At 65.5% G+C, this 15,783-nt stretch carries 16 protein-coding genes; 11 read left to right on the forward strand and 5 right to left on the reverse strand.

All coding sequences use genetic code 11. From position 1 onward, the window contains the following. Positions 1–3: 3 nt before the first annotated feature. The gene (locus V5279_RS34695; protein WP_166298456.1) at positions 4–927 is read right to left on the reverse strand and encodes a LysR substrate-binding domain-containing protein; all 924 of its coding nucleotides are present in this window, start codon (positions 925–927) and stop codon (positions 4–6) included. Between the two features lie 122 nt (positions 928–1,049). Between V5279_RS34695 and V5279_RS34700 the strand changes: the two genes are divergently transcribed. The 5 genes from V5279_RS34700 (at position 1,050) to V5279_RS34720 (ending at position 6,591) form a co-directional block, all read left to right on the forward strand. After that, positions 1,050–2,219: an acyl-CoA dehydrogenase family protein gene (locus tag V5279_RS34700; RefSeq protein ID WP_338691528.1), complete on the forward strand. Its 1,170-nt coding sequence runs from the start codon at positions 1,050–1,052 to the stop codon at positions 2,217–2,219. Positions 2,220–2,230: 11 nt separating this feature from the next. Then, complete coding sequence (locus V5279_RS34705) at positions 2,231–3,328, forward strand: CaiB/BaiF CoA-transferase family protein (protein WP_338691529.1); 1,098 nt, start codon at positions 2,231–2,233, stop codon at positions 3,326–3,328. Between the two features lie 224 nt (positions 3,329–3,552). Then, positions 3,553–4,401, forward strand: coding sequence for an FAS1-like dehydratase domain-containing protein (locus V5279_RS34710; protein ID WP_166298460.1), 849 nt, complete (start codon positions 3,553–3,555; stop codon positions 4,399–4,401). A gap of 105 nt (positions 4,402–4,506) precedes the next feature. Beyond that, on the forward strand, positions 4,507–5,559 hold the full coding sequence (gene hisC, locus V5279_RS34715) for a histidinol-phosphate transaminase (RefSeq protein WP_338691530.1): 1,053 nt from the start codon (positions 4,507–4,509) through the stop codon (positions 5,557–5,559). Between the two features lie 141 nt (positions 5,560–5,700). Further along, complete coding sequence (locus tag V5279_RS34720) at positions 5,701–6,591, forward strand: MBL fold metallo-hydrolase (RefSeq protein WP_166298462.1); 891 nt, start codon at positions 5,701–5,703, stop codon at positions 6,589–6,591. Positions 6,592–6,650: 59 nt separating this feature from the next. On the opposite strand, the gene V5279_RS34725 is transcribed toward V5279_RS34720, so the two are convergent. Next, a complete protein-coding gene (locus V5279_RS34725; RefSeq protein WP_166298463.1) occupies positions 6,651–7,256 on the reverse strand; it encodes a VOC family protein in 606 nt (201 codons plus the stop codon). Positions 7,257–7,367: 111 nt separating this feature from the next. On the opposite strand from V5279_RS34725, the gene V5279_RS34730 reads away from it, so the two are divergent. From V5279_RS34730 to mdlC, 4 genes are all read left to right on the forward strand, one after another. Next, positions 7,368–7,874: a helix-turn-helix domain-containing protein gene (locus tag V5279_RS34730; RefSeq protein WP_338691531.1), complete on the forward strand. Its 507-nt coding sequence runs from the start codon at positions 7,368–7,370 to the stop codon at positions 7,872–7,874. Positions 7,875–7,987: 113 nt separating this feature from the next. Then, entirely contained in the window at positions 7,988–8,371 is a 384-nt protein-coding gene (locus V5279_RS34735) for a tautomerase family protein (protein ID WP_338691533.1), read from the forward strand. Between the two features lie 139 nt (positions 8,372–8,510). After that, positions 8,511–9,398, forward strand: coding sequence for a BJP family subclass B3 metallo-beta-lactamase (gene blaBJP / locus V5279_RS34740; protein WP_338691534.1), 888 nt, complete (start codon positions 8,511–8,513; stop codon positions 9,396–9,398). A gap of 144 nt (positions 9,399–9,542) precedes the next feature. Beyond that, positions 9,543–11,168 carry a benzoylformate decarboxylase gene (gene mdlC, locus V5279_RS34745; protein WP_338691535.1) on the forward strand — a complete coding sequence of 542 codons (1,626 nt, stop codon included), beginning with the start codon at positions 9,543–9,545 and terminating at the stop codon, positions 11,166–11,168. Positions 11,169–11,478: 310 nt separating this feature from the next. On the opposite strand, the gene V5279_RS34750 is transcribed toward mdlC, so the two are convergent. Beyond that, positions 11,479–13,026 carry a 4-hydroxyphenylacetate 3-hydroxylase family protein gene (locus tag V5279_RS34750; RefSeq protein ID WP_338691536.1) on the reverse strand — a complete coding sequence of 516 codons (1,548 nt, stop codon included), beginning with the start codon at positions 13,024–13,026 and terminating at the stop codon, positions 11,479–11,481. 89 nt (positions 13,027–13,115) lie between these two features. Between V5279_RS34750 and V5279_RS34755 the strand changes: the two genes are divergently transcribed. Together V5279_RS34755 and V5279_RS34760 are read left to right on the forward strand one after the other, a co-directional pair. Continuing rightward, complete coding sequence (locus V5279_RS34755) at positions 13,116–13,469, forward strand: helix-turn-helix domain-containing protein (RefSeq protein ID WP_338691537.1); 354 nt, start codon at positions 13,116–13,118, stop codon at positions 13,467–13,469. Then, entirely contained in the window at positions 13,394–13,729 is a 336-nt protein-coding gene (locus V5279_RS34760) for a hypothetical protein (protein ID WP_338691538.1), read from the forward strand. The genes V5279_RS34755 and V5279_RS34760 overlap by 76 nt, the downstream gene beginning before the upstream one ends. 273 nt (positions 13,730–14,002) lie before the next feature. On the opposite strand, the gene V5279_RS34765 is transcribed toward V5279_RS34760, so the two are convergent. Both V5279_RS34765 and trhA read right to left on the reverse strand, forming a co-directional pair. After that, a complete protein-coding gene (locus V5279_RS34765) occupies positions 14,003–14,797 on the reverse strand; it encodes an SDR family oxidoreductase (RefSeq protein WP_029080314.1) in 795 nt (264 codons plus the stop codon). A gap of 250 nt (positions 14,798–15,047) precedes the next feature. After that, a complete protein-coding gene (gene trhA, locus V5279_RS34770; protein ID WP_338691539.1) occupies positions 15,048–15,743 on the reverse strand; it encodes a PAQR family membrane homeostasis protein TrhA in 696 nt (231 codons plus the stop codon). Between the last annotated feature and the right edge of the window lie 40 nt (positions 15,744–15,783).

Consider the following 15,783-nt stretch of genomic DNA (forward strand, 5'->3'; position numbering starts at 1 on the left):
CGCTCAGGCGAGCTGGATATCCCAGAGCCCCTCGGCGCGCAGCGCGGCGACCTCGTCGCGCAACAGCTTTGCGAGCAGCGTCATCGCATTGGAGCCGGGATGCTCGACCGGCGAGGCCAGCGTCAGCTCGCGCCGCGGCGCCGGCCGCGCAATGGAGGCGGTCTCGAGCCGCCCCTCCGCCACCTCGGCGCGCACCGAGGACGGCGGCAGCAAGGTATATCCGAGGCCCTCCTCGACCAGGCTGGTCAGCACGCGAAACGAATCCGCCTCGAGCCTGACGTCGAGATCGATCTTCTTTTTGGCCGCGGCATGTTCGAGCAGCGCACGGAGCCCGTGCGAATGACTGGGCAGCACCAAGCGCTGGCGCATCAGCCAGCCGAACTCGACCTGCTTCTTCTGCTTCAGCCCGCTGCCGCGCGGGCCGACCGCGACGATGCTATCGCGGCCGAGGCTCTGCACCGTCAGATGCAGATCGACCGACGGCCCGTAGATCACCGCGAGGTCCATCTCGCCGCGATGCAGCCACTCGATCAGATGGCCGCTGTAGCTTTCGACGATGCAGAGCGAGATGCCGGGATAGCGCTCCACCGTGCGCCGCGCCAGCCGCGCCGAGAGCACGCAGCTCACCGTCGGCACCAGCCCGAGCACGACGCGGCCGGACGGTGCGCCGCCGGCGGACTGGATGTCGTCCCGGATCTGGTCGATCTGCCGCACGATACCGCCGGTGCGCGCCAGCAGCAGCCGGCCGGCATCGGTCAGCACCATGCCGCGGCCGTTGCGCGTGAACAGTTCGGTGCGCAGCTCATGCTCCAGGAGCTTGATCTGCCGGCTCAGCGCCGGCTGCGCGACCCGCAGCGTATCGGATGCCTTGCTCAGACTCCCGAGTTCCGCGACACACGCAAACGTCCTAAGCTGGCGGAAATCCATACTTGCCAATCCTGGAAGGCAGGTTGATACGCTATAACAAAACAGCATAGGGAGTTTACCGGGGCCCCACAACAGCGGGCAATTGGCCTGCTTCAGGCACAACCTCTCGGCAAGATGAAACAATGACCACACACGATCAACACACCGACGACCACACAGACATCCGCGACGCGGTGGCAAAACTCTGCGCGCAGTTTCCCGGCGAATACTGGCGCAAGCTCGATCGCCAGATGGCCTATCCGAAGGAATTCGTCGATGCGCTGACGGAGGCCGGCTATCTGTCGGTCTTGATCCCCGAGGAATATGGCGGCGCGGGCCTGAAATTGTCGGCCGCGGCGGCGATCCTGGAAGAGATCCAGCGCGCCGGCTGCAATGGCGGCGGCTGCCACGCCCAGATGTACACGATGGGCACCGTGCTGCGGCACGGCAATGATGCGCAGAAGGCCAAGTATCTGCCGAAGGTCGCGACCGGCGAATTGCGGCTGCAGGCGTTCGGCGTCACCGAGCCGACCAGCGGCACCGACACCTCGTCGCTGAAAACCTTCGCGCGCCGCGAGGGCGACCATTACGTCGTCAACGGCCAGAAGATCTGGACCAGCCGCGCCGAATATTCCGACCTGATGGTGCTGCTGGCGCGCACCACGCCGAAGGAACAATCGAAGAAGCGCACCGACGGGCTTTCGGTGTTCATCGTCGACATGCGCGAGGTCAAGGGCAAGGGCCTGGAGATCCGCCCCATCAGAACCATGATGAACCACGCCACCACCGAAGTGTTCTTCACCGACATGAAGGTGCCGGCGGAGAATCTGATCGGCGAGGAAGGCAAGGGCTTTCGCTACATCCTCTCCGGCATGAATGCCGAGCGCATCCTGATCGCGGCCGAATGCGTCGGCGACGCCAAGTGGTTCATCGCCAAGGCGACCAACTACGCCAAGGAGCGCAGCGTGTTCGGCCGTCCGATCGGACAGAATCAAGGCATCCAGTTTCCAATTGCAAAAGCCTACGCCTCGATGCGCGCGGCCGAGCTGATGGTGAAGGAAGCCACCCGCAAATATGAAGCCGGGCTCGATTGCGGCGCAGAGGCCAACATGGCCAAGATGCTGGCGGCCGACGCCTCCTGGGAAGCGGCCAACGCCTGCGTGCAGACCCATGGCGGCTTCGGCTTCGCCGAGGAGTACGACGTCGAGCGCAAGTTCCGCGAGACCCGGCTCTACCAGGTGGCGCCGATCTCGACCAATCTGATCCTGTCCTTCGTCGCCGAGCACGTGCTCGGCATGCCCCGCTCCTACTGAGTTCTGTGATCATGCTGCCGCTTGAGGGATTGACCGTCATCGCCGTCGAACAGGCGGTTGCTGCGCCGTTCTGCTCGTCACGCCTGGCGGACGCCGGCGCCCATGTGATCAAGATCGAGCGGCCCGAGGGCGATTTCGCCCGCGGCTATGATGCCGCGGCGAAGGGCCAGAGCAGTTATTTCGTCTGGCTCAACCGCGGCAAGGACTCCGCGGTGGTCGATCTCGCCACCAAAGAAGGCCGCGCCACGCTGGAAGAGCTGATCGCAGGCGCCGACGTGCTGTTGCAGAACCTCAAGCCCGGCTCGATGGACAAGCTCGGCTTCTCGCGCGAGCGGCTGCGCAAGGACTATCCGAAGCTGATCATGTGCACGATCACCGGCTACGGCGACACCGGCCCCTATGCCGACCGCAAGGCCTATGACCTGCTGATCCAGGCCGAGAGCGGCCTCGCCTCGATCACCGGCGGCCCCGAAGGCGCCTCGCGCGTCGGCATGTCGATCGTCGATGTCGCGACCGGCGCTACCGCGCATGCCTCGATCCTCGAAGCATTGATTGGCCGCGGCCGCACCGGTGAGGGAGCCGACATCAGGATCTCGATGTTCGACGTGATGGCCGACTGGCTCACCGTGCCGCTGCTCAATGCCGAGGACGGCAAGTCGCCGAAGCGGATCGGCCTCGCTCATCCGTCGATCGCGCCCTATGGCGTATTCCGCTCGAAGGACGGCAAGGAAATCCTGATCTCGATCCAGAGCGAGCGCGAGTGGAAGACGCTGTGCGCCAAGGTGCTGGGACAGCCTGCTCTGCCCGACGATCCGCGCTTTGCCAACATGGTCGAGCGGGTGCGCAACCGCACGCTGACCGACCAGATCGTCAACGACAGCTTTGGCAAGCTCACGCGCGAGGAATTGCTGGCGAAGCTCGCGGAGGCCGACATCGCCTTTGCCGAGGTCAACAGCATGGACGACCTCGCCAAGCATCCGCATCTGCGTCGCATTGAGGTCGACACGCCGAACGGCAAGGTCAGCTATCCGGCGCCGGCCGCGATCGTCGTCGGTGAAGACAGGCACTACGGCAAGGTGCCCGCGATCGGCGAGCGCACCAAACGTTAGGCTGCAATGAGATCAGGCGCGATCGCAATCAAGAACGAGCTGCGCCCCCTCTCCCGCTTGCGGGGGAGGGTTGGGGTGGGGGCTCTCTCCACGAATCCCACCGTGGAGAGAGCCCCCACCCGGCGCTGCGCGCCGACCTCCCCCGCAAGCGGGAGAGGTGTGCCGAGTTTGCCGTCACACCGACGCCATCACGCTCAGATTTCTCTCACCGCGGGCAAAATCTCATGACCGATAAACTCGACCTCGATCATCTCCGCCAGTGGATCGGCCGCTCCCAGGAGGCCTCCGACGTCGTCACCAAATATCTCGTGATGGGGCTGCGCGCGACGCTGTTCCAGGAGATCGGCGAGCCAAAGGCCGGCGATGCCGCGCCGTGGACCACGCATTGGTGCCTGGCGCAGCCGGTGTTTCCGATGTCGCAGCTTGGCCCCGACGGCCATCCGACCCGCGGCGGCTTCCTGCCGCCGGTGCCGCTGCCGCGCCGGATGTGGGCCGGCGGCGAGCTCGAATTCTTCGACGCACTGCGCATCGGCGACGACGCCAAGCGCACCTCGCGCATTGCAGACGTCACAGTGAAATCGGGCTCGACCGGCACGCTGTGCTTCGTCTCGGTCAACCACGAGGTCACGACCTCGCGCGGGCTTGCGGTCCGCGAGCGGCAGGACATCGTCTATCGCGAGATGACGACGCAGGCCGCAGCGCCCGCCAAGGCGCCGCCGCCTCCGGTCGCGCAGCATCGCGAGAGCCACGTCTCCGACCCGGTGCTGCTGTTTCGTTATTCGGCGCTGACCTTCAACGGCCACCGTATCCATTACGACCGCGACTACGTCACCAAGGTCGAGGGCTATCCGGGCCTGATCTTCCACGGCCCGCTGCAGGCCTCCTTCATCGTCGAGCTCGCCGCCAAGCTGCGCGACGGCAAGCCGCCGAAGAAGCTGTCCTATCGCGGCGTGCAGCCGCTGTTCGAGGGCAGCGAGTTCTCGATCAATGCCAACGACAAGGACGGCGGCATGGAGCTGTGGACCGCCAACGCCGAGGGCCAGCCGACCATGAAGGGCACGGCGACCTGGTAAGGTCCGCACGCGGCGCTGCTGATTGCGACACAAGATGAACGGCCCGCTTTCGCCGGCGTCTCGCATCCTTTACTGTGATCGCATTCAGCCATGGATCAAGGGATCATGAGTCGCTTCTGGAGTTCGGTCGTCCACAATCTGTCGCCATACGTGCCCGGCGAGCAGCCGAAGATCGATGGCCTCGTCAAGCTCAATACCAACGAGAATCCCTACCCGCCGTCGCCGCGCGCGCTGGCTGCGATCGCCGCGACGACGGATCGACTGCGGCTCTACCCGGATCCCCGTGCAACCGCACTGCGCGAGGCGATCTCAGCGCGCTATGGCGTCACGCCAGACGAAGTGTTTGTCGGCAATGGCTCGGACGAGGTGCTGGCTCACGCCTTTCCGGCGCTCCTGAAGCACGACGCCCCGCTGCTGTTCCCCGACATCACCTACAGCTTCTACCCGGTCTACTGCCGCCTCTATGACGTCAGCTACGAGGTGGTGCCGCTCGATGCCGCGATGCGGGTGAACCTCGCCGACTACCGGCGGCCCGGCAGCGCCATCCTGCTGTGCAATCCGAACGCACCGACCGGGATCGTGCTGCCACGCGCCGCAATCGAGGCGCTGCTCACCGAACATCCCGACCGGCTGGTGGTGGTCGACGAGGCCTATGTCGACTTCGGCGCCGAGAGCGCCGTGCCGCTGGTCACGCGGCACGACAATCTGCTGGTGGTGCAGACGCTGTCGAAGTCGCGCGCGCTGGCGGGCCTTCGGGTCGGCTTCGCGATCGGCCAACGCCCGCTGATCGAGGCGCTGGAGCGGGTGAAGGACAGCTTCAACTCCTATCCGCTGGATTGCTTTGCGATCGCGGGCGCGGTCGCCTCGATTGAGGACGAGGCCTGGTTCGAGGAGACGCGGCAACGCATCATCCGGAGCCGCGAGGCGCTGGTCCGCGGCCTCGCCGAGCTTGGCTTCGAGGTGCTGCCGTCGCTCGCGAATTTCGTGTTCGCCCGTCATCCTGGCCACCGCGGCGCGGATCTCGCCGCGAAGCTGCGCGAGCGCGGCGTCCTGGTCCGGCATTTCCAGAAGCCGCGGATCGAGGACTTTTTGCGCATTACGGTCGGGACGGACGATGAGTGCGGCCGCCTGATCGGCCTGCTGCGCGGCATGGTCTGATCGCCGTCCGCAAGCCACGCAACTTGCGATCGATAGCGGCAACCCGCATAGTGAGCTTCGAGCCGGCGGCGCGGCAAAGCAACTGAACGACGACGACGCGCCCCGCGGCGAGATGGCACGGTTCTCCGGGAAGGAGCTGTCATGCGATTTGCGATCGGCGACGCGACCGTCGACGTCATCGTCGATGACGATGATTTTGCGCTTCCGCTCTCCGAGTTCCTGCCTGGGTATGATCGCGGCCTGATCGAAGCGAATCGCGATATCCTGGAGCCGGTGTTCATCGATCTCGCCCGGGACCAGGCGAAACACGCGATCCAGAGCTTTGTGGTGCGAACAGGCGGACGAACCTTGCTGATCGACTCCTGCATCGGCGAACACAAGGACATCCCCGAGATCCCGGCCTGGCACCGGCGGAACGGCAGCGGCTTCCTCGATCGGTTGCGCGCGAGCGGCGTCGATCCGGCCGACATCGATCTGGTGTTCTGCACCCATCTGCATGTCGATCACGTCGGCTGGAATACGCGCCAGGACAATGGTCGCTGGCAGCCGACCTTTCCCAACGCGCGCTATCTGTTCGGCCGCCGCGAGCTTGCCGACTGGATGACGCAACACGATACTGGCCGGGCCGCGCCGATCCACGCCCGCGCCCTGGAACAGAGCGTCATTCCGATCGTCGAGGCAGGCCGTGTCGATCTGGTCGACGATGGCCATGAGCTCGGTCCCGGTCTGCGGCTCGTGCCCCTGCCGGGCCACACCAGCGGGCAGATGGGCCTGCTCGTCGACTACCCGCAACATCGTGCGATCTTTTGCGGGGATGCCGTGCACAATCCGGTGCAGGTCTTCCAGCCCGATCTCTCGACGTCATCCTGTGCCGACCCGCAGCTGGCGGGCGAGACGCGCACGAAAATCCTGGCAGAGGCCGCAGACAGCGGCCGGCTGGTCATACCGGCCCACTTCCGTGGCTCGCGTTGCGCCCATATCCGTCGAGACGGCAACGGCTACGCGCCGGTGTTCGACACCGGGCATGGGTGAGACCGCGATGCGCGGCCGCGTGGCTTACCGCGATGGAGAGGATACTCCTGTTTGCTCGCTCACTCCGGCAACGGCTGGCCGGCCTGCTCGCGCACGATGTAGTCGGCGTACCAATCCGGCCAGTTCGCATCGTGCCCGCCGGTGCGTTTCTCGTGCTCGCCATGCGCGGCTGCCGCACGGCGGAGCGCGGCGGCGAGATCCGCCGATGACGAGAAGGTCGTGCTGCTGGTATCGACGCGGCCGGGCAGGCGCTGCGTGACCTGCTGCAGCAGCCAGACATTGCCGTCGGGATCGCTGAACGTGGCAAGCGAACCGTAACTCGGCCGCTCCGGATCGGGTCCCTTGATGCGGCCTTGCGGTCCGCGGTGGAACACCTCGCTGACATCGACGCCGCGCGCGATCAGCTCGGCGCGCGCCGCCGCGATGTCGTTCACGATCAGGAAGCGCGGCAGCGCGGATCCCTTGTCGAGATGAACAGAGGTCGGCGAGCCCGGCGGCGTCAATTGGAGGGCACGCGAGCCGTCCGCCCTGACGAAATCGGCGTCGAGCCGCCAGCCCAGGTTCTCATAGAAGCGCTTGGCGCGATCGACATCGGACACCGGGATCACGACGACTTCGAGCTTCATGTCGACGCCCGGCTTCGAACCCATGCTTTCGGCACTCATGGCTCGCTCCTTGAAATGTGAGGGACCGGGCGGAAGATGCCCGTTGCACCCGGATCCACGATAGCGCATATTACTATGAATATCATAGTTACTTCGGATGAAGAAAACGTGATGGCAAAGCCAAAGGGCAACCCTGCTGACCGAACGCTCTGTCCGGTGGCACGCGCGGAGACCGTCGTGGGCGATCGCTGGACGGTGCTGGTGCTGCGCGAGCTGTTCGCGCGCAACCACCGCTTCGAGGAGATTCAGGCCTACACCGGCGCGACGCCCCAGATGATTGCTGCACGGCTGAAGAAGCTGGAGGCCGACGGACTGGTGACGCGCCGCATCTACAACAGGCATCCGCTACGCCACGAGTATCATTTGACGGAGAAGGGCGCGGCGTTCTTCCCCGTGATGTTCGCGCTGCGCGCCTGGGGCGAGACCTGGTGCAAGTCGCCCAGGGACGGTCTTTCGATGAACTACACCCACCTCACCTGCGGCAATCCGGCCGGACTCGGTCCGGTCTGCCAGGCCTGCGGCGAGCCGCTGCATTGGGCCGACATGGTCGCCGAGCGAATGCCCAAATACCAGAGAGAGCGCGACGCGCGCTGGGAGGCCTTCAAGGCGACCCGCTGAATTCCCCGACGCCGCCGGCGCAAGCGGACGACGCGAACGCCTTCGCACCGTCGCAGCATCTCGATCACACGGGGCCGACCCGGCCGAGCCCCGCACAACAAACGGAGACCATCATGCCATTCGTTCGTATCGACCTGAAGCGCGGCAAGTCCGCCGAATACCGCAAGACCCTGGGCGAGATCGTCTACAAGGCGATGCTCGACGTGATCAACGTGCCGCAGAACGACAAGTTTCAGATCATCACCGAGCATGATCGCGGCGACCTGAACTACGCCGAAAACTATCTCGGCAACACTTACAGCGACGATCTGATCTTCATCCAGATCACGTTGAATGCCGGGCGTTCGGTCGAAATGAAGGAGGGCTTCTACAAGCGGATCGTGGACGATTTCCAGAGCCAGTTGCAGGGCCGCCCGGACGATATCTTCATCAGCCTGGTCGAGGTCGCCAAGGAAAACTGGTCGTTCGGCAACGGCATCGCCCAATACGCGAGCTGACCCCGGGGAACAGGGACGCGGCGGACGGTTCGCCGCCTGCATGGCGGCTCGGCAAAATGCCGGCCGTCCGCCGCTTGCGATCGGCATTGTCAGCCCGCATAGTGCGCCCGCACGAACAACAACAAACAGGGAGGCAACCATGAGGACGATCGCAGCCGCGCTGTGTGCGCTCGCGCTGATCGCAACCGGTGCGCAGGCACAGACGCTCAAGGAATTCATGGCCGCGGTCATGAAGAAATGGACCGCGCCGTTCGAACCGTTCCAGCTGATCGGCAACATCTATTATGTCGGCACTGACGGCATCGCGGTCTACATCATCAAGACGTCGCAAGGGCTGATCCTGATGGATACGGCGATGCAGCAGTCGACCGGCATGATCAAGGACAACATCGCCAAGCTCGGCTTCAAGGTCGCCGACATCAAGGACATCCTCAACACCCACGCCCATCTCGATCACACCGGCGGCTTTGCCGAGATCAAGCAGGAGACCGGCGCGCAGCTGATTGCCGGCGAACGCGACAAGCCGCTGCTCGAAGGCGGCTACTATCCCGGCGACGAGAAGAACACCGATCTCGGCTTTCCGCCGGTCAAGGTCGACCGCACCGTGAAGGAAGGCGACAAGGTGACGCTCGGCGACGTGACGCTGACCGCGCACACCACGCCCGGCCATTCGCCCGGCTGCACCAGCTGGGAGATGACGGTGAAGGATGGCAACCAGGAGCGCAACGTGCTGTTCTTCTGCAGCGGGACGGTGGCGCTGAACCGGCTGGTCGGCCGCCCCACCTATGCCGGCATCGTCGACGACTACCGCTCGACCTTCGCCAAGGTCAAGGGAATGAAGGTCGACGTGCTGCTCGGGCCGCATCCGGAGGTCTACGACATGCAGGCCAAGCGCGCGCAGATGAAGGACGGCGCACCGAACCCGTTCGTCAAGCCCGGCGAAAACGCCAGCTATGTGGCGGGCCTCGAGCAGGATTTCGACAAGCAGCTCGACAAGCAGACGGCGGCGTTGCAGAAGGCGAATTGATCACGCAGTTTTTCGGCCGTTGCCGCGGCAACTATCGGCGCAGCGGCTTGACATCGCCGGGCAATCCATCGACAGGTGGATTGCCTTTCCGCTTTTGCCGCGCGCAATGACGGAACATAACAAGACAGAAATGGGAACCGCTCGATGTCGTCCCGCAAGCCCGCCGCCACAGGCAAAGCCGTCACCGTCAAAGACGCCACCTTCGGCCTGCTGCGAGCGTGGGGCATCCAGAAGGTTTTCGGTAACCCCGGCTCAACCGAATTGCCGTTCCTGAGCGACTGGCCCGACGACATGGATTACGTGCTCGGCCTGCAGGAGGCCTCGGTGGTCGGCATGGCCGACGGCTATGCGCTGGCGACGCGCAATGCCGGTTTCATCAATCTGCATTCGGCGGCCGGCGTCGGCAACGCGCTCGGCAACATCTACAACGCCTATCGCAACCAGACCCCGCTCGTCATCACCGCGGGACAGCAGGCGCGTTCGATCATGCCGCTGCAGGCGTTCCTCTATGCCGAGCGCGCGTCCGAATTCCCGCGTCCCTACGTGAAATTCGCCGTCGAGCCGGCGCGCGCCGAGGACGTGCCGGCGGCGATCGCGCGCGCCTATTATGTCGCAATGCAGCCGCCCTGCGGGCCGACCTTCGTCTCGGTGCCGATCGACGATTGGGCGCATGCGACGCAGCCGCTCGATGCGCGCCAGATCAGCCGCGAGGTCGGCCCCGATACGTCCGCGATGCAGGCGCTGGTGGCGGCGCTCGGCGAAGCCAAGCGCCCTGCTTTCGTCGTCGGCCCCTCCGTCGATCGCGCGCAAGCCGTCGATCTCATGGTGAAGGTCGCCGAAAAGACCAAGGCTGCGGTCTGGGCCAGCCCGTTCTCGGCGCGCTGCTCGTTCCCCGAGCGGCATCCGCAATTTGCCGGCTTCCTGCATGCCGCACCAGGCCAGCTCTCCGACGCGCTGCGCGATCATGATCTCGTCGTCGTGGTCGGCGCGCCGGTGTTCACCTTCCATGTCGAGGGCCATGCCGCGATCTTCGACGGCGCGACCACGATCTTCCAGATCACCGACGATCCGGACGCTGCTGCGATGACCCCCACCGGCCACAGCATCGTCGCGACCATGAAGCCGGCGTTGTCGGCGCTGCTCGAGATGCTGCCCGAGACCAGGCGCGCCGCAGCCGCGGGACGCGTCCTGCCGCCGGCGCCCGCGGCCGGCGATCCGATTCCCGCCGAATACGCGCTGCACGCGCTCGCGGCCGCGATGGGGCCACACGATGCGCTGGTCGAGGAAGTGCCGTCACACCGCCCGCTGATGCAGAAGGCGATGCCGATGCGCGGCCAGGACAGTTTTTACACCATGGCGAGCGGCGGCCTCGGCTACAGCCTGCCGGCCGCGGTCGGCATGGCGCTCGGGCGCAGCGCGGGCCGCACGGTATGCCTGATCGGCGACGGCTCGGCGATGTATTCGATCCAGGCACTGTGGACCGCCGCACAGCGCAAGCTGCCGCTGACGGTCGTGGTGCTCAACAATTCCGGCTACGGCGCGATGCGCTCGTTCAGCCAGGTGATGCAGGTGCGCAACGTGCCAGGCCTCGATTTGCCGGGCATCGATTTCGTCAAGCTCGCCGAAGGCATGGGCTGCGATGCAGTGCGGGTGACGAAATCGGCCGAGCTCGCGAGCGCCTACAAGCGCGGCTTGTCGCATCAGGGCGCGAGCCTGATCGAGGTGATGGTGGATTCCGCCGTGCCGCTGCTCTACACGCAGAAGGCGTAAGATCGCGCCGATCAAGTGGCGGACTTCTGACGCACGCAGTGAGGAGGGCACCAGCGGAAGGGTTCCCTCCCCCCTTGCGGGGGAGGGTTAGGGAGAGGGGTGCCACACGACGTGCTCTCTCAGTATGAGTCTCAACGATGCGCGATCGAAGTTGCCAAAGCGCAACGCACTTCAATCATCTCGCCTGGGGCTTACCGCTCTCCCCAGCCCTCCCCCGACGCAAGTCGGGCCTGCCCGACTTGCGCAAATTTTTAATGCGCAACCGGGGTACACCCCGGTTGCGTTGGGGGAGGTTGCCTGACGAGCGTGCTCACCTCACGAGTGCAGGCTCCTGCTCCAGCGCAGGCGCTGATGGCGCCGGCACCTCGCAGCCGGTGGCGCAGCAGCGGCCGGGCTGCTTCGACACCCGCTGTCCCTCGTCGACGAGACCGCGGCCGAGCAGGTTCTCGACCAGCTCGGCCTTCTCCATCACCGGATAGTTGCGCCAGATCTCGCGCTTCATCGCCTCCGGCGAACCGCCGCCATGCAGCGAGATCACCGAGTACCAGCCGGCTTGGTGCGAGACCGTGAGGTCCTCGATCAGCCGCGCCACCTCGGCGCGCTGCTCGGCCGGGATGTCGGGACGTCCGCCCATGACAGCGGCGAGCGAGGCGCGCGTCTCCGGATTGTGGTCCTCATCGGGCCCCGGCAGCGCGACGATCAGACCGCCAGAGACGTAATGCGCCACGCGGTGCATGTCGTAGATCTTGGTCGCAAGCAAAAGCTTGCCGATGTTCGAGAACACCGCATCCGGCATCACCGAACCGGCGGGGTCCTTCGTGCAGTAGACCGAGGACGCGACGCCGCACGCGTAGAAGCTCTCGGTGATGGTGATGAGCTCGACCATCGCCTCGCGAATGTGCGCATGCTGCTCGGCATCGAGCCCGTTGGCCTCGATCATCAGGGCGCCGGCGCCGATCAGAAGATCGCCGAACCCGGCGCGCGCGCCGATGCAGGAGTGGCGGTGATGGGTGGCGTAGGACGTGGTGAGGAAGCCGCCCTCCTCGGTCTCGCCGGCGAGGAAGACACGATCATGCGGCACGAACACGTCGTCGAAGATCACGACACCGACCGACTGGCCGTATTTCGCCGAGAATTTCGCAGCGGCATCGCCGGGCCGGCCGGCCGGGCGCGCGACGATGGTGACGCCGGGCGCATCGACCGGCACCGCGCAACATACCGCAAAATCCCTGTCGTCGGGCACATGGGTGCGGCACGGCATGACAAGGAATTCGTGCATATAGGGCGCGCCGGTGACGATCGCCTTGGTGCCGCGGATCACGATGCCGTCGGCGCGGCGCTCCTTGATGTGGACATAGACGTCCGGATTGGCCTGCAGGCCCGGCCGCTTGGAGCGGTCGCCCTTGGCATCGGTCATGGCAACGCCGAGCGTCAGGTCCTGGTCCTGCACCTCGTGCAGGTAGTTGAGGAAGCGCTGGCTGTAATCGGTGCCGTGCCGATCGTCGGTCAGCTTCGTCGCCTGACAGAGGCCGTTGAGCGCATCATGGGTGAGATAGCGTTGCGCGCAGCCCGATGTCCTGCACACCAGCCGCACCGCCTCGAGCTTGGTGAGCAGGTCCTGCGAGCTCTCATTGATGTGGAGCATGCGGTTGACCGTCTTGCCCGAGGTGCCCTGCCGCGCCGTCATGATCGGCGCGTGCTCGGCGCGATGCGCGAAATCGTAGGTCACGCCGACACCCGCCACGCCCGGCGCCAGCAACGGCTCGTCGGCGACGCTCGCGACCGCCTCGCCATTGACGAAGACCCGCGGCTTGTAGCGGCGCAGGGATTCCCGGTAGTCCGCAGCCGTCATCAGCATGGCGTTCTCCCTTGCTCATTTATTCTAACACTGTTAAATTATCTAACGGTGTTAGAATTGAGTCAAGACGGATTCGCCTGAACATGCAGATGCGCGAGAGCAGGAAGGAAGCGGTCAGCCGCCACAAGCGGGAGCTGATCCTCGATGCGGCGCGCAGCGTGTTTGTCGAGGAAGGCCTCGAGGGCGCGAGCCTTCGGGCGATCGCGACCCGGGCCGGCTACACCCCGGCGGCGCTGTATTTCCATTTCGATTCCAAGGAAGCGATCTATGCCGAGGTGCTGCGGCAATCGCTGGCCTCGCTCGGCCAGGCGTCAGCGCCGCGGTCACGACGACGCGCGGCGCCAAACAGAAGTTGCATTCCGCTGGCATGGCTTTCTTCCGTTACTACGCGGAGCATCCACGCGACCTCGATCTCGGCTTCTATCTGTTCCGCGGCGGCATGAAGCCGGCCGGGCTCGGCCACGACCGTGACCACGAGCTGAACGCCGCGCTGGAGGCTGCGCTGCATCCGATTGCGGAAGCCGCCGAGGCGCTCGGCGCGTCCAGGCTAAAGGCGAATACGGTGATGGTGGATTGCTTCGCGCACGCGACCGGCCTGCTGCTGTTGCTGCACACCGGCCGCATCAGAATGTTCGGCGCCTCGGCGCCCGATCTGATGGATACGTATTTGCGCGACAGGATCGCGCAACTCGGCAAGGGGTGAGCCGCGCGAGGCCATTGCGCTAGGAGGCCACCGGCGGACGGGTTCCCTCCCCCCTTGCGGGGGAGGGTAAGGGAGAGCGGTGGCCGCACGGCGCGCCCTCTCAATAGGTACTTGAACGACGCGCTGCCGAAATTGCCAGAGCGAGGTTTGCGGCGATCATCTCGCCCGGGGCTTACCCCTCTCCCCAACCCTCCCCCGCAAGGGGGGAGGGAGCCTGACCAGCGTGCTCACCTCACATTGCAGCGACATGCGCGGCGAGCCTTCGGCTGCGAGTCACTTCCCGTGCGTCTCGCGCATCTTGGCCTGGATCTTGGCCATGCCGCCGATCCAGCGGTCGTAGTTCTCGGTCTTCTTGCGCATGTAGCCGAGCACCTGCGGGTGCGGCAGGATCAGGAAGGTCTCCTGCTCGATGCCCTTGATCGCGTCCTGCGCGACCTGCTCCGCGGAGAGATCGCCGTCGCCGGATTGCGGGCCCCTCGGGATCGAGCGCAGCATGTTGGTCTCGACGCCCTGCGGGCAGAGGATCGAGACCTTGATGTTGTCGGCGCGGTGCGAGATCGCGAGGTTTTCGGCAAAGCCGACGGCGGCGTGCTTGGTGGTCGAATAGGCCGGGCTGCCGACCTGCGACAGCAGGCCCGCCGCGGAGATCGTGTTGAGGAAGTAGCCGCCGCCGCGCGCCTTCATGCGCGGCACCAGATGCCGTGCGGCATAGACATGCGCCATCACATGGATCGCCCAGCTGCGCGACCACGGCTCGTCCGAGGTGCCGCCGGCATTTTTCGACAGCGGATCGAAGCCGCCGCCGATCCCGGCATTTGAACAGAACAGCGCGATCGGGCCGAACATGCGCTCGGTCTCGTCGATCACGTGCAGGATGTTCTTCTCCTGCCCGACATCGCATTTGAAGGCGGCGCCGCCGACCGAGGCCGCGACCTTCTCGGCCGCCGCGTGATCGAGGTCGACCACCACGACCTTGGATGCGCCCGCGGCGTGGAACGCCTCGCACAGCGCCTTGCCGATGCCATTGCCACCGCCGGTGACCACCACAACCTTACCCGCCACCTGCATGGCCATCCTCCCGATATCTTTAGCTGGCACGCTATCGCTTTGCCCACCCTATCCCGTGCGTCCCGTCATCCCCGCGCAAAGGCTGCGCCTTTGTCGCTGGAGGAGCGCGGAGCGCGTCTCGAAGGATGCACGGCCCAGCTGGTGGCGTCGACCCTTCGAGACGCGCGTACCGCGCTCCTCAGGGTGACGGGAGAGAGCGGGCGGGCCTATCGGGATCATGATAGCCCATCCGCCGCAGATGGCGAAAGGCTCAGCTCGCCAGCACGACGTCGAAGACCGCCGTATAGTGGCAGGCGGCCCCGAGCAGCACGAAACCGTGCCAGATCGCATTCTGGAAGCGCAGCCGCCGCCAGGAGTGGAAGATCACCCCCAGGCTGTAGAGGATGCCGCCGGCCAGCACAAAGCCGAGCGCCATCGCCGGCAGCGCCTTGACGACGCGGTCGTAGAGCATGATGCCACTCCAGCCCATCGCAAGGTAGAGCCCGACTGCGACCCGATCGAAGCGGCCCGGATAGCGCAGCTTGAGCCAGATCCCGACGATCGCCACGCACCACACCCCGACGAGCAGCGCGAGCGCGAAAGTGCTGTCCTTCAGTTCCACGATGAACGGCGTATAGGTCGCAGCGATCAAGAGATAGATCGCGGAGTGATCGAAGCGCCGCAGCACCCATTTGGCGCGCGACACCGGCCAGAGATTATAGGTCGCCGACAGCACCAGCATCGCGAGCAGCCCCGCGACATAGACCGACACCACGGCAACGTCGAACGGACCGGCATAGACCGCGGTCAGCACGATCAGCGCGGTGGCGGCAACCAGCCCGAAACAGACGCCGATGATGTGGACGACGCCGTCGGCGATCAGCTCGGCACGGTCGTAGTTCCACAGAGCGGCGCCGGCCGCGTGGATCGAGGTCGAGGCGAATTGCTTCAGGCGGAAGACCGTCATGCAGGCTTTCCTGTGGGCCGACAGATTATGGGTATCGCTG

The organism is Bradyrhizobium sp. 26S5 (genome assembly GCF_036923295.1).
GTDB classification, from domain to species: domain Bacteria; phylum Pseudomonadota; class Alphaproteobacteria; order Rhizobiales; family Xanthobacteraceae; genus Bradyrhizobium; species Bradyrhizobium septentrionale.

Bases quoted from the DNA above. Each gene is read 5' to 3' on its own strand.
- V5279_RS34695 (WP_166298456.1), bottom strand. From the start codon at position 927: ATGGATTTCCGCCAGCTTAGGACGTTTGCGTGTGTCGCGGAACTCGGG.
- V5279_RS34700 (WP_338691528.1), top strand. From the start codon at position 1,050: ATGACCACACACGATCAACACACCGACGACCACACAGACATCCGCGAC.
- V5279_RS34705 (WP_338691529.1), top strand. From the start codon at position 2,231: ATGCTGCCGCTTGAGGGATTGACCGTCATCGCCGTCGAACAGGCGGTT.
- V5279_RS34710 (WP_166298460.1), top strand. From the start codon at position 3,553: ATGACCGATAAACTCGACCTCGATCATCTCCGCCAGTGGATCGGCCGC.
- hisC (WP_338691530.1), top strand. From the start codon at position 4,507: ATGAGTCGCTTCTGGAGTTCGGTCGTCCACAATCTGTCGCCATACGTG.
- V5279_RS34720 (WP_166298462.1), top strand. From the start codon at position 5,701: ATGCGATTTGCGATCGGCGACGCGACCGTCGACGTCATCGTCGATGAC.
- V5279_RS34725 (WP_166298463.1), bottom strand. From the start codon at position 7,256: ATGAGTGCCGAAAGCATGGGTTCGAAGCCGGGCGTCGACATGAAGCTC.
- V5279_RS34730 (WP_338691531.1), top strand. From the start codon at position 7,368: ATGGCAAAGCCAAAGGGCAACCCTGCTGACCGAACGCTCTGTCCGGTG.
- V5279_RS34735 (WP_338691533.1), top strand. From the start codon at position 7,988: ATGCCATTCGTTCGTATCGACCTGAAGCGCGGCAAGTCCGCCGAATAC.
- blaBJP (WP_338691534.1), top strand. From the start codon at position 8,511: ATGAGGACGATCGCAGCCGCGCTGTGTGCGCTCGCGCTGATCGCAACC.
- mdlC (WP_338691535.1), top strand. From the start codon at position 9,543: ATGTCGTCCCGCAAGCCCGCCGCCACAGGCAAAGCCGTCACCGTCAAA.
- V5279_RS34750 (WP_338691536.1), bottom strand. From the start codon at position 13,026: ATGCTGATGACGGCTGCGGACTACCGGGAATCCCTGCGCCGCTACAAG.
- V5279_RS34755 (WP_338691537.1), top strand. From the start codon at position 13,116: ATGCGCGAGAGCAGGAAGGAAGCGGTCAGCCGCCACAAGCGGGAGCTG.
- V5279_RS34760 (WP_338691538.1), top strand. From the start codon at position 13,394: ATGGCTTTCTTCCGTTACTACGCGGAGCATCCACGCGACCTCGATCTC.
- V5279_RS34765 (WP_029080314.1), bottom strand. From the start codon at position 14,797: ATGCAGGTGGCGGGTAAGGTTGTGGTGGTCACCGGCGGTGGCAATGGC.
- trhA (WP_338691539.1), bottom strand. From the start codon at position 15,743: ATGACGGTCTTCCGCCTGAAGCAATTCGCCTCGACCTCGATCCACGCG.